The following is a 14,800-nucleotide window of genomic DNA, read 5'->3' as shown; positions in this document are numbered from 1 at the left end:
GTGCGGGTCAGTCCGCGGTTGCGGACCCCACGCGCGACACGGTCAGTGTGACGGCGACGGTGACCGGTACCCGACCGTCGTGGGCCTCGGCCAACCGTCTGGCGGCGGCGTCGATCTCGGCACGGTCGTGGTGAAATGCCGACGGCCCCATGGCGACGAGATCGGCGATCGTGGCGGCGTCGACGTCGACGGCCGCGGTGACCTCTCGCCGATCGATCAGCTCGAAGGCCGGCGCCATGGCCGCGTCGAGACGCTCGGTTTTGTCCGGTGTCACCGACAGCATGCCGAGTGGTTCGATGAGTTCGGTCAGGTGCGACGGCAGGGGCGTCACGACCAGCAGGTGTCCGCCGGGGGCGAGCATGCGGGCGATCTCGTCGACGTTGCGGGGTGCGAACACCGACAGCACCACCGCCGCGGCCCCGGATCGGACGGGCACCGCACGCCAGGCGTCGGCGACGACAGCGGCCGCCGCCGGGTCGCCACGGGTCACCGCCCGGGCACAGAACTTGGAGAGGTCGATCACCAGACCCCGCGCCGACGATCGGCGCCGCAGGCAGGCACGCAGATAGACGCCGGGACCACCCCCCAGATCCAGGATCAGGGGGCGGTCTCCGGGATCGTCGGGAAGAACACGGTCGAGCGCATCGGCCAGCGCGTCGACGACGGCGTCGAGCACACCGGCCTCGTGGACCCGAAGCCGGGCGGCGACCATGTCCGCGGTGTCGGCACGAAGGCCGCCGGAGCGTCCGTCGAGCAACGCGACATGGCCCTGCCGGGCGAGGTCGAAGGTGTGGCCCCGCGGACACCGCAGGGCACCGTGTTCGAGGTCTCCGACCAGCGGTTCGGTACACACCGGACACCGCAGGTCACAGATGACGTCGGCCAGGGCCGACGCCCGGGGGGTCGCCGTCAGCCGGTGACCCCGCGCAGTTCTTCGCCGAGTGCGGCGGCCTCGTCGGCGGTCAGCTCGACCACCAGGCGTCCGCCACCCTCGATCGGAATGCGCACGACGATCCCACGTCCCTCCTTGGCCGCTTCGAGGGGCCCATCGCCAGTCCGTGGCTTCATCGCCGCCATTCTCAAACTCCCTTCAGAGTTCTCAGTCGCCGAGTGCTCAGCGCGGCCCCACCGGTCGGTGGCGCCCTGTGACGCACACCTGGCCCCGGCCTCCTGGCCGGTCACGGTGGTTGCCGCCACAGTAATGATACGTGGCGTTGCGGCCGCAGAGCCGCCGCCGACACGCGGGTCAGTCGTCTGACGCGTCACGGTCGGTCCTGGACGGCCCGTCCGGCCGGGTGTCGCCCGGCGGCACGTCCCCGCCGTCGGTCGGACCCCCGGTGTCACCGGCCTGCGCAGAGCCGGCGTCGGCGGGACGGTCGACCCCGGCCTGCGGTGAGTTCTCCGGTGCCTCGTGCCGTCCCATCTGGGCGGTGTCGTCGACACCGCCCGCCGGCGCCGTCGCGGTGAGGAGCGCGTCGCGGTCCTGGAGTTGCTGGACAAGGGCACGCAGATCGTCGATCTCGTCGGCCAGACGGGACAACGCCCAGTCGACCTCGCTCTGCTTGTACCCGCGCAGGGTGGACGCGAACCGCAGCGCCCGGACGTCGTACCCGTAGATGCTGCTTCGGGGCAGCCGGGTGAGGGTGGTCGCGTCGTCGAGTGGCGGCAACTCCTCCCCCCGCCCGAAGACGAACCACACCAGCGCGAACACCACCGCCACGACGACCGCCATGATCAGCAGGTACAGCAAGATGGTCTGCATGGGGACAGAGTCTAGTGCGGCCCGCACCGTGGGTGCGGGCCGCGACGCTCAGCGTCTCAGCTGGCCATCTCCTCGTCGTCGACGTCGATCCGGTAGCTGCTGACGGTCTTCATCGGCGGCCGGTCCTCGAGGTACACCTCGGTGGTGTGCGGGGTGAAGGTGCCGTCGGATTCCGCGGTGAACTGGGTCAGACCCACGCCGCTGTCGGCAATGCCGCACCGGCGCATCAGGGTGCCGACGATCTGGCGGCTCATCACGCCGAGCTCGACGAGCGGACGGTTGCGGTGGGTACGGACGCCGAGGTTCACCTGGCCGATCCCGTTGAGTCCGAACATGTCGTAGGTGTCGATCAACAGACCGATCTCCACACCGTAGCCGGGCGCGAACGGCACCGACGACAGCATCTCGCGGGTGCCGGCGTACTCGCCGCCGAGCGGCTGCAGCACGGCCGTCAGGTCGGGCTTCTGCGAGGCGAGCAGCGGGCGGGCGACGAGCTCGGTGACGCGGCCGCCGCCGTTGGCCTCCTGGGTGCCGCCGGTGAGCAACGGACGACGGTAGTAGCCCTTGACCAGGTGGATCTCCGGATTGATCAGCAGCGGGCCGAGCATCTTGGGCACGAACATCGGGTCCGGGTCGATCAGGTCCGAGTCGACGAAGGCGATGATGTCGCCGGTGGTGACGGCGATCGACCGCCACAGCACCTCGCCCTTGCCCTTGATCGGTTCGAGCTCGGGGACGGCCTCCTCGCGGCTGATCACCTCGGCACCGGCCGCGCGGGCACGCTCGGCGGTGGCGTCGGTGGAGCCGGAGTCCAGAACGATCAGTTCGTCGACGAGGGTGCCGAGCAGGGGACGGATCGTGGCGATCACGTCGGCGACGGTCTCTTCCTCGTTGAGCGCGGGCAGGACCACGGACACGGTGCGCCCGTCCTTGGCCGCGACGAGCTCGTCGACGGTCCAGTCCGGCTGCTCCCAGGTGTGCGTCGTCGACCACGTCCCGCGGTTTCCGGAGGTGTCGGCGGAGGTGGGCCACATGCTGGCCTTGTCCCGGTTGTTGGCTGCGGACGGCTTGCGTCCGGCGACGACTGCCGCCTGTCGACGGGTTTGGGTTCCACGAACCTTCTTGGTCATGCGAGTCCCCTGACTGTTCTGGCTGGAGGCCGTGTGCCCGCTATCGCGGCGACCATGTCGACCACACGCCGGGTGGCGGCAACCTCGTGGACGCGGAAGATCCGCGCACCGTGCTCCGCGGCCAGAGCGGTTGCTGCGAGGGTGCCCTCCACCCGGTGTTCGAGATCCACCCCCAGAGTCTCCCCCACGAAATCCTTGTTGCTGAGCGCCATCAGCACTGGCCAGCCGGTCTTAACAAGATCTTTCACGTGACGTAACAAGGCCAGCCCGTGGTGAGTGTTCTTGCCGAAATCGTGCGTCGGATCGATCACGATCGAGTCACGGTCCACGCCCGCGGCCTCGGCCTTGGCGGCCGCTGCGGTCACCGCGGCGAGCACGTCGTGGACCACCGCGTCCACCGAGTCGCCGTAGGCGACCCGATGGGGACGGGTACGCACCCGCGCCCCACCGGTGTGTGAGCAGACGATCCCTGCCCCGCGCGCGGCCGCGACCCCGACCAGGTCGGGATCAGCTCCCGCCCAGGTGTCGTTGATCAGGTCGGCGCCGGCCGCGCACGCCCGGTCGGCGACGTCGGCACGCCAGGTGTCGACGCTGATCAGCAGATCCGGGTAGGTGTCGCGAATCCAGCGGATCATCGGGACCACGCGGGCCGCCTCGGTGGCCGCGTCGACCTCGTCGCCGGGTCCGGCCTTCACCCCGCCGATGTCGACGATGTCGGCACCCTCCGCAACCACCTGCGCGATCCGCGCCTGGGCCGCGTCATCGGCAAAACTGGCACCGCGGTCGTAGAAGGAGTCGGGGGTACGGTTGACGATGGCCATCACCAGAGCGCGGTCACCGGCCACCGGCCGACCACACAGCGTCGACGGCCGGGTGTCCGCCGACTCGCCCCCGAACACGTTCGGTGCAGATCTGTCCGGGGCCGATCTGTTCGGGGCCGATCTGTTCGGGGCCGACTCCCGACCTGCCGCGACGTTCATGCGACCAGACTACGGAGGCGCGGCTCAGCCCTTCGGTGCGCGTCCCGCCGCGACGTCGTCGACGTAGGTGTCGTAGGCCTTCACGTAGCCGTCGGTGCGACCGGCGAGCACGTACAGCGGGTCACCACCGGTCTCGGAGTACGCCTCCTCACGAAGTTCCACCTTGCGATTCTTGAAGGTGGAGGTCGCCTCGAGGTGGTCGACGACCCGGATGATGAGCGGGATCGCGTACGACGGCAACACCTCGTACAGATGGGCGGCGAGTGCGGCACCGTCGAGGGGTGCGCCGTCGCGGACGGTGACCGCCCCCATTCCGGCCTTGCCGTCGGTGCCGGGTACCGCGACGCCGAAGACCACCGACTGCGAGATCCCGGTGAAGGCGTCGAGCCCGGCCTCCACCTCGGTGGTGGCCACGTTCTCGCCCTTCCAGCGGAAGGTGTCTCCGAGTCGGTCGACGAAGGCGATGTGACTGAAGCCCTGGTCGCGGACGAGGTCACCGGAGTTGAACCAGGCGTCGCCATCCTTGAAGGCGTCGCGCAGCACCTTCTTCTCGGTCTCGGCCGGATCGGTGTAGCCGTCGATGGGCACCCTGTCGTTGATCCCGGTCAGCAGCAGTCCGGTGCCCCCTCGCCGGACCCGGGTGAGTCGTCCGGTGGCGTCGCGGGCGGGTCTGCCCTCCTCGTCGTACTCGACGATCGCGTACGGCAACGGGCAGAATCCGGCGGTGTGGTCGGCACTGAAGACGTTGATGAAGACCAGGTTGAGTTCGCTGGCGCCGTAGAACTCGACGATCCGGTCGATCCCGAAGCGGTCCTTGAACTCGTCCCAGATGTCCGGGCGCATGCCGTTGCCGACGACGAGCCGGACGCTGTGGGCGCGGTCGGTGGACCTGGCCGGCTGGGCCAGCAGATAGCGGCACAGTTCACCGATATAACAGAACGCGGTGGCCCGGTTGAGGATCACCTCGTCCCAGAATCGTGATGCGGAGAACTGCCTGCCGATCGCGATACACGCCCCGGATGCCAGCACCGACGACAGCGACACCGACAGCGCGTTGTTGTGGTACAGCGGAAGCGGGACGTACATGGTGTCGCTGGGGCGCAACCGCACGGCCAGGCCACCGATCCCCGACAGGCTCGCCAGCCAGCGGTTGTGGCTCATCACGCTCGCCTTGGGCATACCGGTGGTGCCGGAGGTGAAGATGTAGAACGCCTCGGTCGACGCGGGCAACGTTGCGGTCACGTCGGGATCGGTCTCGGGGCGGCCGGTGGCCGCGGCGTCGATAGCGGCGAAGTCGTACACGGTGTCGGGGAGCGCGGCGGCGGGGATCGACTCGAAGGCCTCCCGGCATTCGGGGTCGTGCACCAGCACCCGCGCACCGAGCAGGCGGACGCTGTGTTCGATGACGTCGCCACGCTGGTTGTAGTTGAGCATGCCGGCGATCGCACCGAGTTTGACGGTCGCGAGCATCAGGAACAGGTCGGTCGGGCAGTTCTTCGACAGGATCGCCACGACGTCGCCGGTGCGGACACCGTCGGCGGCCAGGACCGCGGCGTACCGGTTGACGGTGCGGTTGGCCTCGCCGTAGGTGGTGGTCCTGCCCTCGAACCGGAGGAACGGCCGGTCCGGATGCGATGCCGCGTGCTTCTGGAAGATCGATCCGATGGTCCGTTGCGCAGCGGCCGGTCGCCGGATCAGGCCGGGCGCGTGCCGCAGCATCAGCGGCGCCTGCGGCGCCATCTTCAGAACGCCCTTGATCAGGTCGGTGATTCCGACGACCGACTGGGTGTCGTGGGTGGACATCGCGTTTCTCGCTCTCCGTCGCGACGACGACAACGTGTGTGAGGTGATGATGGTCACCGCCACCTTACCCACCGGTAGGCAGATCTCCTTACCCGCCGGTAGTGAACTGGATCGCCTCCTCCACCGTGGCCGCCACCTGCAGTCGATCGAGCGACTCCGCGGTGACGAATCCCCGCTCGACGAGATCACGCAGCCAACTCAGCAGCGGCGCGTAGAAACCGTCGGGATCGAGCAGCACCACCGGCTTGGCGTGCATCCCGAGGTAGCCGCCGGTCCACGTCTCGAACAGTTCCTCGAGGGTGCCGATCCCGCCCGGCAGCGTGATGAAGGCATCAGCCCGAGAATCCATGAGCCCCTTGCGTTCCCGCATGGTCTCGGTGACGACGAGCTCGTCGGCGTCGAGGTCTGCCACCTCCCGTTCCATCAGCGCCCGCGGGATGATGCCGAGGGTGTGCCCGCCGGCGGCGCGGGTCGCCGACGCCACCGCACCCATCATCGACACGTTGCCGCCTCCGGACACCAGGCGGTGTCCGCCCTCCCCGATCGCGGTGCCGAGCCGGGTGGCGAGGTCGAGGTACTCCTCGGGCACGTTGCGCCCCGACGCGCAGTACACACAGATCGCGCTCACGGCTGCTCCCGTTCGACATCGGCCCCGGCGTCGGCTCGACCCCGGGTGGCGGCCGCGGCCGCGATGATCTCCACGGCCTCCTCCGGCTCGTCCACGACGTGCAGCAGGTCCAGGTCGGCCTCGGAGATCATGGTCGTCGACAGCAGGGTCTCGCGCATCCAGTCGAGCAGTCCGGCCCAGTGCGCCCGGCCGAGCAACACGATCGGGAAGCGCACCACCTTCTTGGTCTGCACCAGGGTCAGCGCCTCGAACAGCTCGTCGAGGGTGCCGAAACCACCCGGAAGACAGACGAAGGCCTGCGCGTACTTCACGAACATCGTCTTGCGGACGAAGAAGTAGCGGAAGTTCATGCCGACGTCGACCCACGGGTTCAGGTGCTGCTCGAACGGCAGCTCGATGTTGAGTCCGATCGAGCGTGACTGGGTCTCGTAGGCCCCGCGGTTGGCGGCCTCCATCGCGCCCGGTCCGCCACCGGTGATCACCGCGTACCCCGCCGAACCCAGTGCCCGGCCGAGGCGCACGGCGAGGTCGTACTCCCGCGAGTCGGGGCGGATGCGCGCCGAACCGAACACGGTGACCGCCTCGGCGACATTGCTCATCGCGTCGAACCCGGCGACGAACTCCGACTGGATTCGCAGCACCCGCCAGGAATCGCGCATCGTCCGCTCGGCCCGGCGCTGGTCGTCGCGGGGATCGACCCACTCGAGCAGCCGCCGGTCGGTGGTGCGGGCGGTGTCGGTCTCGCTGCGCCGCACCCGCATCGGACCGATGTAGCTGGTGCCGCTCTCGTCGTCGGGGATCGGTTCGGGTTGCTCGGCGTGCGGGGTGTCCATGCCCGCAACGCTAGTGCCCGCGGCGGACACCGATCACCTCACCGCGTCACCCGCGCGTGTCCGCGTGTCGGGTCGTGTCCCGGGCGATGCGGTGCATCGAGACAGGGCGGTCGGGTCAGGACAGGTAGCCGCGAAGCAGGTCGGTGACCTCACGGATCTGCGACACCGGCACCCGCTCGTCCCTGCGGTGCGCCAGGCTCGGGTCCCCCGGACCGAGGTTGACCGCGGGCACGCCGAGTGCGGAGAACCGCGACACGTCGGTCCAGCCGTACTTCGCGCGGAACCGACCCGACGCCGCGGCGACCAACTCCGCGGCGGCCGGGTGTGACAGCCCGGGCAGCGCCCCGGCGGCGGCGTCGGTGAGTTCCATCGTGATCTCACCGGAGGCCAGCGGTCCGGCGAACACCTCGCGGACGTATTCCAGCGCCGAGGTGATGCTGCGGTCGGGGGCGAACCGGAAGTTGACGGTCACCGCGGCGGCGTCGGGCACCACGTTGCCGGCCACACCACCGTCGACGCCCACCGCCGACAACCCCTCGCGGTACTCGCATCCGTCGATGTCGACGTGACGCGGGGTGTGCGCGGCGAGGATCGCCAGCACGGGTGCCAGTTTGTGGATCGCGTTGTCGCCCATCCATGATCGCGCTGAGTGCGCCCGGACACCGCTCGCCGACAACCGGACCCGCAGGGTGCCCTGGCAGCCGGCCTCGATCTGCCCGGCGGTGGGCTCGCCGAGGATCGCGACGTCGCCGTGCAACCAGTCGGGCAGGTCGCGTTCGATCGCGCCGAGCCCGTTGAACTCCGCCGCGATCTCCTCGCAGTCGTAGAAGATCAGCGTGAGATCGTGTGCCGGTTCGTCGATGGTGCCCGCAAGATGCAGGAACACCGCGTCACCGGCCTTCATGTCGACGGTGCCGCAGCCGTGCAGCACCTCACCCTCCACATCGTCGACGGTGCGGCGATGCGGCACGTTGTCGGCTATCGGCACGGTGTCGAGGTGCCCGGCCAGGATCACCCGGCTCGGCAACCCGCGATCGGTGCGGGCGAGCACCCGGTTGCCGTGGCGGACGATCTCGAATCCAGAGGTCTGCGCGCGCAGCGCGGCCTCCACGGCATCGGCGATCGCGATCTCGTCGCGGGATTCACTGGGGATGTCGACCAGCGCCGCGGTCAACTCGACGGGGTCGGCGTGCAGGTCGAGCGAGGGTGCGTCGGTCACCGTCCCACCGTATCGCCCGGCGGCGCGGAGCCGACAACGTGCCGTGTGGGCCGCTCTCACCGGGCAGGGGCCGGGACGTATGGTCGACCACGGGGGCTGACCGCCGTCGAAAGGGCCGAACCGCATGCGCGCAACCATCATCCACGCCCCGGGCGACATCCGTCTCGAAAACGTCCCGGATCCGACGATCACCCATCCGACCGATGCGATCATCCGGTTGTCGGCGACGTGTGTCTGCGGTTCGGATCTCTGGAACTACCGCGGTGTCAACAAGATCTCCACACCGTTCGCCATCGGCCACGAGTACGCCGGCGTGGTCGAGGAGGTGGGATCGGAGGTGACCTCGGTGCGCCCCGGCCAGTTCGTGGTGGGATCGTTCATCGCCTCCGACAACACCTGTGAGATCTGCCGCGCCGGTTACCAGTCCGGGTGTGAGCACCTGCAACCCGTCCGTGGGGCGCAGGCGGAGCTTCTGCGCGTCCCACTGGCCGACGGCACCCTGGTGGCCACACCGGAGCTGCCCGACGCCGACCTCGTCCCGGACCTGCTCGCGGCGTCGGATGTGCTCGGCACCGGCTGGTTCGGTGCGACGGCCGCGAACGTCGGGCCGGGAAAGACCGTCGTGGTGGTCGGTGACGGCGCGGTGGGCCTGCTCGCCATCCTGGCCGCCACAGAGCTCGGCGCCGAACGGATCATCGCGATGAGCCGCCACGACTCGCGGGCCGCACTGGCGCGCCGCTTCGGTGCCACCGACGTCGTCGCCGAGCGTGGTGCCGACGGGGTGGCGGCGATCAAGGAACTCACCGGCGGGCTCGGCGCACACTCGGTCGTCGAGGCGGTCGGCACCGACGAGTCGATGACCCAGGCGATCGACGCGACCCGTGCCGGTGGGCACGTCGGCTTCCTCGGCGTCGCACACGGTGTGGAGATCTCCGGCGACAAGCTGTTCCGCCGACTGGTGCACCTGCATGGCGGCCCGGCCCCTGTCCGGCGCTTTCTGCCCCACCTGATCGAGCTGATCCTCGACCGGAAGATCAACCCCGGGAAGGTCTTCGACCTCACCCTGCCGTTGTCGGAGGTGGCCGAGGGGTACGCCGCGATGGATTCCCGACGCGCCGTCAAGACCCTGCTGCAGCCCTGAGGACCGCCGCCACGGGCCGATGCCCGCTTCAGGCCGCCGGATGCAGTTCCGCCGCACCGAAGGACACGTTGAACCGCACGCACCACAACACGACCGCCGGGTACTCGGCGAGATCGGTGTCGGCGGGGATCGCATAGACCTGATCACCGCGGTTGCCCTTGATCTTGCCGAGATCGACCCGCGCGGCGTCACCTGCGGTGTGCCACCCGTCCCGGCCCGGGATCACCTCGCCCGCCGACAGCCACACGTGGACGTCGGGCCCGGTGGTGGTGTCGAGGTTCTTGATGGCGAGAACCCTTGTGCCGTCGTCCTTCTCGATTACCGATACGGCACCGCTGGTGTCGTGTTCATGACTGATGAAGTCGCCTTGCGACAGCAGGACCGGTACCGCAACGGGTTCGGTACCCGAGGGCGCCGAGGCGATCGCGCTGGGGATCTCGTCGTCGATCTCGGTGTCGACGAACAGCAGCCACGGCTGGAACACCAGCCCGCCGACCACGATGCCGACCACCAGCACCACACCCACCCCGCCCACGATCCACGGCCAGCGACGCTTCCGGCGTGGTGGGGACGACGGCCGGCCGGCGGGTGCGTTCGGGGGTGGACCGGGCTGATACATGCCCCGACCCTACGAAAGCGACCTCGCACCGACCAGGCATTTCCACTGTTCGGATGATGCGTCCACCGTGCTGCAGCCGGTGCTGCCATACCCCTTTCGCGACCGTGTGAACGGAGTATGGTCGCAGGTGTAGCGGATCTCACACCTAGGAGATGATCGTCATGACCGCTCACTTCATGCCCCATCATGTGTCGCACGGCGAGCATCCGGTCGGCCTCGGTGCATTCTTCCTGGTCTTGGTGGGATTTGCCTCTCTGGCCATCTGGGTGGTGTCCATCGCCGGCGGACACACCGCGGCAGCCATCGCCTTCGGGATCATCACCGTCGTCGCATTCGCGACCTCCGCGGCGACGATGACCGTGATGGGCCGCAAGCTGCATCACCTCCCGATGGTGCCCGACAACACACCACTCAACGAGCAGCACTACAAGGAGATGTACCGGCACTGAGCCGCACCCCGGGACACGGCAGTCGTTGTCGCGGCGCGGGGCCGTCGCACCGCTGCGACAGGACACGCGGAGATCGCATGCGGCCTCTGTAGACTCGACGCCCGTGACGAACAATGGCGCGCATGCAGTAGGTATTGCCACCGTGACCGACGGGCCCGGCGACACCGGAGTGGTCCTCGACGTCTGGTACCCCGAACCCGAGCTGGGCTCCGACACCGCGGCCGGGACCACCGAACTCGCCGCCGACGCGACTCCCGCACCGCTGCGCGAGCTCGTCGGTGCCGACGACGTGCGGCGGGTCAGGACGGTCGCCGTCGAGACCTCCATCGCCGACCTGTCCGACGCCCCGGTCGACGCCCACGACGTCTACCTGCGTCTGCACCTGCTGTCGCATCGGCTGGTCGCACCCAACACGATCAACCTCGACGGCATCTTCGGGCTGCTCGCCAACGTCGTGTGGACCAACCACGGCCCGTGTGCCGTCGACGGTTTCGAGACCACGCGCGCCGGCCTGAAGGCCCGCGGCGCGGTGACCGTCTACAGCATCGACAAGTTCCCGCGGATGGTCGATTACGTCGCCCCGACCGGCGTGCGGATCGGCGACGCCGACCGTGTCCGCCTCGGCGCCCACCTCGCCTCCGGCACCACCGTGATGCACGAGGGGTTCATCAACTTCAACGCCGGCACCCTGGGCGACTCGATGGTGGAAGGTCGTATCTCGGCCGGGGTGGTGGTCGGCGACGGCTCCGACATCGGCGGTGGCGCATCCACCATGGGCACCCTGTCCGGCGGCGGCAAGGAGCGCATCGTGCTGGGCAAGCGGTGCCTGCTCGGCGCCAACTCCGGGTGCGGTATCCCGCTCGGCGACGACTGCGTGATCGAGGCCGGCCTCTACGTGACCGCCGGTACCAAGGTGACCGGCCCCGACGGCACCAGCATCAAGGCACGTGAGCTGTCGGGGCAGTCGAATCTGCTGTTCCGTCGCAACAGCCTGACCGGCGCCGTCGAGGTGGTGCCGTGGAAGGGTGACGGTATCGCCCTGAACGCCGCGCTGCACAAGAACTGACCTCCCCCGACGAACGCCGTCGGCCCCGTGATCGGCTCGGCGAGCCGACCATCGGGGTCGACGGCCTTCGTCAGGGGTTCAGGAGGTGTACGCGGCGGAGATCAGGACCGGTCAGGCGCCGAGGCGTGCGACAGCGGCGTCGATGCGTTCGTCGGTGGCGGTCAGCGCCATCCGGACGTGGCGCACACCCGCCGGACCGTAGAAGTCCCCGGGTGCGGCGAGGATGCCGCGCTGGGCCAGCCACCCGATGGTGTCGCGACAGGCCTCCCCACGGGTGGCCCACAGGTACAGGCCCGCCTCGGAATGGTCGACGGTGAACCCGGCGCCGGTCACCGCCGCCAACAGCCGTTCACGACGCGCTCGGTAGCGTTCACGCTGCGCATCGACGTGCACGTCGTCGTCGAGGGCTGCGGTCATCGCGCCCTGGATCGGGAAGGGCACGATCATCCCGGCGTGCTTGCGAACGGCGAGGAGCTCACTGACCAGCTCCTCGTCGCCGGCGAAGAACCCGGCGCGATAGGACGCGAGGTTGGAGATCTTCGACAGCGAGTGCACCGCCAGCAGACCGGTGTGGTCGCCATCGGACACCCGCGGGTCGAGGATCGAGATTGCCTCGGTATCCCAGGCCAGCCCGAGGTAACACTCGTCGGAGACGACGATGGTGCCGCGTTCGCGAGCCCACTCGACCACCTTGCGCAGGTGGTCGACGCCGAGCACCTTGCCGGTCGGATTGGACGGCGAGTTCACGAACATCAGCGCCGGACGCGCCGGACCGAGCTGCAGCACGGAGTCGGCACGCACCGGCGTGGCGCCGGCCAGCAGGGCGCCCACCTCGTAGGTCGGGTAGGCGACCTCGGGGATCACCACGGTGTCCCCGGCACCGATGCCGAACGTCGAACACACCGAGGCGATCGCCTCCTTGGTGCCGATCACCGGCAGGACGCCCGACGGGCCGAGTCCGCTCACCCCATAGCGGCGGCGCAAGGCCGCGGCAGCGGTCGCACGCAACTCCGCGGTACCGGTGGTCAGCGGATAGCCCGGGAACTCCGAGGCGCCCGCGAGGGCGTCGCGGATCAACGGATCCACCGGATCCACCGGAGTCCCCACCGACAGGTCGACGATGCCGTCGGCATGCGAGGCGGCCAGCGCCTTGACGTCGGCGATGGTATCCCAGGGGAAATCCGGTAGGACCGAGCTCAGACGGCGACGGCCTGCGGTGCGCTCAACAGTCACCGGACGGTCAGTCCTCGCCCTCGTTCATCGGGGGCAGACCCTTGATGAACGCCGGATCGAAATCGGTCTTGCCGACCTTGGCGGCGCCGCCCGGCGATCCGAGATCGTCGAAGAAGTCGGCGTTGGCGCTCACGTAGGGCTCCCATTCGTCGGGGACGTCGTCCTCGTAGAAGATCGCCTCCACCGGGCACACCGGTTCGCAGGCCCCGCAGTCCACGCACTCATCCGGCTGGATGTAGAGACTGCGACCCCCCTCGTAGATGCAATCGACAGGGCATTCCTCGACACATGCCTTGTCCATCACGTCCACGCAGGGCTCCGCGATGATGTACGTCACCACTATCTCCTTCGTTGCAAGCACTCGGGTCGGCGCATCGCAGCGGATACGCACAATGGGCGCGAGGGCTGGTCGCGCCGGTCATGCGCGTGCCGACACATCCCCGCAGTTCACGCCGCGCACACGCACCCCATAGAGTATCCGCCCCGCCCCTCGGGATTCGACACCCGCCCCTCGCCGACCGCTGCCCCAGAGATGCAGATCACATCCGGGAGCCTTGCGTTCACGGTGACAACAACCCTGGCGAGGCCACCGACGGACCGCCACCCTGGCTGCGTGACCTCACTGCGACGCCGGTCGATCCCGCACTGTCGATGCGCCTGCATCCCCGCGATCGCCCAGCCAACCATCGACCGGTGAGGAGACACCACCCATGACCTCGACCATCTCGCGCCCCGACCCTGCCCTGCGACACACGGCCGCCAACCTGCCCACCCGACTGCGCCCCGCCGACCTGCTGCGGATCACCGACCAGGGCGTCGCCGACGTTCTCGACGGCCACTACGACCATCTGTTGCCGCCCACCTGGGACCCGGTGGAACGATGGTCGGCCCGACTGGAATCCGACGACGACCTCGATCTCTGGCTGATCAGCTGGACCCCGGACCGGTCCACCGATCTCCACGACCACGCCGGCTCGCTCGGCGCGCTGACCGTGCTGTCCGGCGCGTTGCGCGAGTACCGCTGGACCGGCAACGACCTGGCCGTGCGCATCCTGTCGGCCGGCGATCAAGCCGCATTCCCGCTCGGCTGGGTGCACGACGTCCAGCATCACGGCAGCACGCCGCCGCCCACCGGACTGAACGCGCCCGATCTCGCCACGGCGCATCCCGCGCCCGGCCCGACGCTGTCGGTGCACGCCTACTCCCCTCCGCTGACGGCCATGTCGTTCTACGAGGTCACCGACCAGCATTCGCTGCGGCGCACCCGCACCGAACTCACCGACGAACCCGAATGAGCAACAGGCAGGTGCCCATGACGATCGACGACATGCTCTTCCGTGCTCGCGAGGGACTGCAGCGGCTACAGCCCGAGCAGGTGGGCGACGAGCTCGCCGCCGGCGCGGTCCTCGTCGACATCCGTCCGACGGCCCAGCGCGCCGCCGAGGGCGAGCTGTCGGCGGCGCTCGTCCTGGAACGCAACGTGCTGGAGTGGCGCTGCGACCCGGCGAGCGACGCCCGGGTGTCCGAGGCCGTCGACCACGACGTCCGCTGGATCATCCTGTGTTCGCAGGGATACACCTCGAGCCTGGCCGCGGCATCACTCCAGCAGTTGGGTCTGCACCGTGCCACAGACGTCGTCGGGGGATATCAGGCCTTGATCCGGGTTCACCCATTCGCGTCGTCGCCGGGGTGATGGTTGAGCCGACTCATAGTAGTCACCACTCGATCAGCTACTGCCCCAGGATGGTTGAGCCGACGGCCGACCACACAACCCGCGAAGATCTCGACACGGGTCCTCACCCTTCCGGCTCGGTCCCGACCCAATCAGCAACGGCCCCACGATGGTTGAGCCTGAATCCACCGATCGGGTTTCGGCGGTCAGATGAATGATGTTGAGGCCCTTGACCACGATACCGACCGAGCGTGGACGCGTGTGT

General features: G+C 69.1%; 17 protein-coding genes. 5 read left to right on the top strand and 12 right to left on the bottom strand.

Annotation, left to right across the window (positions count from 1 at the left end; genetic code table 11):
- Positions 1–7: 7 nt before the first annotated feature.
- The 9 genes from ACWDUA_RS07340 to dapE form a co-directional block, all read right to left on the bottom strand.
- Positions 8–853, bottom strand: coding sequence for a methyltransferase domain-containing protein (locus ACWDUA_RS07340; RefSeq protein WP_449750357.1), 846 nt, complete (start codon positions 851–853; stop codon positions 8–10).
- Between the two features lie 56 nt (positions 854–909).
- Positions 910–1,077: a DUF3117 domain-containing protein gene (locus ACWDUA_RS07335; RefSeq protein WP_004019232.1), complete on the bottom strand. Its 168-nt coding sequence runs from the start codon at positions 1,075–1,077 to the stop codon at positions 910–912.
- Between the two features lie 169 nt (positions 1,078–1,246).
- On the bottom strand, positions 1,247–1,762 hold the full coding sequence (locus ACWDUA_RS07330; RefSeq protein ID WP_449750356.1) for a DivIVA domain-containing protein: 516 nt from the start codon (positions 1,760–1,762) through the stop codon (positions 1,247–1,249).
- A 56-nt stretch (positions 1,763–1,818) separates the two neighbouring features.
- A complete protein-coding gene (locus ACWDUA_RS07325) occupies positions 1,819–2,892 on the bottom strand; it encodes a glucosyl-3-phosphoglycerate synthase (RefSeq protein WP_449750355.1) in 1,074 nt (357 codons plus the stop codon).
- Positions 2,889–3,713: a dihydropteroate synthase gene (gene folP / locus ACWDUA_RS07320; RefSeq protein WP_449750533.1), complete on the bottom strand. Its 825-nt coding sequence runs from the start codon at positions 3,711–3,713 to the stop codon at positions 2,889–2,891. Before folP ends, ACWDUA_RS07325 begins: the two co-directional genes overlap by 4 nt.
- Positions 3,714–3,896: 183 nt before the next feature.
- On the bottom strand, positions 3,897–5,675 hold the full coding sequence (locus ACWDUA_RS07315; protein WP_449750354.1) for a long-chain-acyl-CoA synthetase: 1,779 nt from the start codon (positions 5,673–5,675) through the stop codon (positions 3,897–3,899).
- An 88-nt stretch (positions 5,676–5,763) separates the two neighbouring features.
- A complete protein-coding gene (locus ACWDUA_RS07310) occupies positions 5,764–6,303 on the bottom strand; it encodes an LOG family protein (protein WP_449750353.1) in 540 nt (179 codons plus the stop codon).
- Entirely contained in the window at positions 6,300–7,136 is an 837-nt protein-coding gene (locus ACWDUA_RS07305; protein ID WP_449750352.1) for an LOG family protein, read from the bottom strand. Before ACWDUA_RS07305 ends, ACWDUA_RS07310 begins: the two co-directional genes overlap by 4 nt.
- Before the next feature lie 115 nt (positions 7,137–7,251).
- Entirely contained in the window at positions 7,252–8,355 is a 1,104-nt protein-coding gene (gene dapE / locus ACWDUA_RS07300; RefSeq protein ID WP_449750351.1) for a succinyl-diaminopimelate desuccinylase, read from the bottom strand.
- A gap of 124 nt (positions 8,356–8,479) precedes the next feature.
- On the opposite strand from dapE, the gene ACWDUA_RS07295 reads away from it, so the two are divergent.
- Positions 8,480–9,496 (top strand): zinc-dependent alcohol dehydrogenase family protein, encoded by a 1,017-nt coding sequence (locus ACWDUA_RS07295; protein ID WP_449750350.1) that lies wholly within the window; start codon positions 8,480–8,482, stop codon positions 9,494–9,496.
- Positions 9,497–9,524: 28 nt separating this feature from the next.
- Here the strand turns inward: ACWDUA_RS07295 and ACWDUA_RS07290 are convergent, their stop codons facing one another.
- Positions 9,525–10,034, bottom strand: coding sequence for a DM13 domain-containing protein (locus ACWDUA_RS07290; protein WP_449750532.1), 510 nt, complete (start codon positions 10,032–10,034; stop codon positions 9,525–9,527).
- A 242-nt stretch (positions 10,035–10,276) separates the two neighbouring features.
- Here ACWDUA_RS07290 and ACWDUA_RS07285 point away from each other — a divergent pair, with 242 nt between their 5' ends.
- Positions 10,277–10,564, top strand: a complete 288-nt coding sequence (locus ACWDUA_RS07285) for a hypothetical protein (RefSeq protein ID WP_449750349.1) — start codon at positions 10,277–10,279, stop codon at positions 10,562–10,564.
- A 103-nt stretch (positions 10,565–10,667) separates the two neighbouring features.
- Positions 10,668–11,630: a 2,3,4,5-tetrahydropyridine-2,6-dicarboxylate N-succinyltransferase gene (gene dapD, locus ACWDUA_RS07280; protein ID WP_449750348.1), complete on the top strand. Its 963-nt coding sequence runs from the start codon at positions 10,668–10,670 to the stop codon at positions 11,628–11,630.
- A gap of 111 nt (positions 11,631–11,741) precedes the next feature.
- On the opposite strand, the gene dapC is transcribed toward dapD, so the two are convergent.
- Positions 11,742–12,863: a succinyldiaminopimelate transaminase gene (gene dapC / locus ACWDUA_RS07275; RefSeq protein WP_449750347.1), complete on the bottom strand. Its 1,122-nt coding sequence runs from the start codon at positions 12,861–12,863 to the stop codon at positions 11,742–11,744.
- A 7-nt stretch (positions 12,864–12,870) separates the two neighbouring features.
- Positions 12,871–13,203, bottom strand: coding sequence for a ferredoxin (gene fdxA / locus ACWDUA_RS07270; protein ID WP_449750346.1), 333 nt, complete (start codon positions 13,201–13,203; stop codon positions 12,871–12,873).
- A 370-nt stretch (positions 13,204–13,573) separates the two neighbouring features.
- Here fdxA and ACWDUA_RS07265 point away from each other — a divergent pair, with 370 nt between their 5' ends.
- Both ACWDUA_RS07265 and ACWDUA_RS07260 read left to right on the top strand, forming a co-directional pair.
- Positions 13,574–14,158 (top strand): cysteine dioxygenase, encoded by a 585-nt coding sequence (locus tag ACWDUA_RS07265; RefSeq protein ID WP_449750345.1) that lies wholly within the window; start codon positions 13,574–13,576, stop codon positions 14,156–14,158.
- Complete coding sequence (locus ACWDUA_RS07260) at positions 14,155–14,556, top strand: rhodanese-like domain-containing protein (protein ID WP_449750344.1); 402 nt, start codon at positions 14,155–14,157, stop codon at positions 14,554–14,556. The genes ACWDUA_RS07265 and ACWDUA_RS07260 overlap by 4 nt, the downstream gene beginning before the upstream one ends.
- Positions 14,557–14,800 lie beyond the last annotated feature (244 nt).

This window comes from Gordonia sp. NPDC003376 (genome assembly GCF_053589235.1).
This window is presented reverse-complemented; position numbering and strand designations above follow the sequence as displayed.

Coding starts and splice junctions, on each gene's coding strand:
- ACWDUA_RS07335 (WP_004019232.1), bottom strand. CDS start 1,077: ATGGCGGCGATGAAGCCACGGACTGGCGATGGGCCCCTCGAAGCGGCC.
- ACWDUA_RS07330 (WP_449750356.1), bottom strand. CDS start 1,762: ATGCAGACCATCTTGCTGTACCTGCTGATCATGGCGGTCGTCGTGGCG.
- ACWDUA_RS07325 (WP_449750355.1), bottom strand. CDS start 2,892: ATGACCAAGAAGGTTCGTGGAACCCAAACCCGTCGACAGGCGGCAGTC.
- folP (WP_449750533.1), bottom strand. CDS start 3,713: ATGGCCATCGTCAACCGTACCCCCGACTCCTTCTACGACCGCGGTGCC.
- ACWDUA_RS07315 (WP_449750354.1), bottom strand. CDS start 5,675: ATGTCCACCCACGACACCCAGTCGGTCGTCGGAATCACCGACCTGATC.
- ACWDUA_RS07305 (WP_449750352.1), bottom strand. CDS start 7,136: ATGGACACCCCGCACGCCGAGCAACCCGAACCGATCCCCGACGACGAG.
- ACWDUA_RS07295 (WP_449750350.1), top strand. CDS start 8,480: ATGCGCGCAACCATCATCCACGCCCCGGGCGACATCCGTCTCGAAAAC.
- ACWDUA_RS07285 (WP_449750349.1), top strand. CDS start 10,277: ATGACCGCTCACTTCATGCCCCATCATGTGTCGCACGGCGAGCATCCG.
- ACWDUA_RS07265 (WP_449750345.1), top strand. CDS start 13,574: ATGACCTCGACCATCTCGCGCCCCGACCCTGCCCTGCGACACACGGCC.
- ACWDUA_RS07260 (WP_449750344.1), top strand. CDS start 14,155: ATGAGCAACAGGCAGGTGCCCATGACGATCGACGACATGCTCTTCCGT.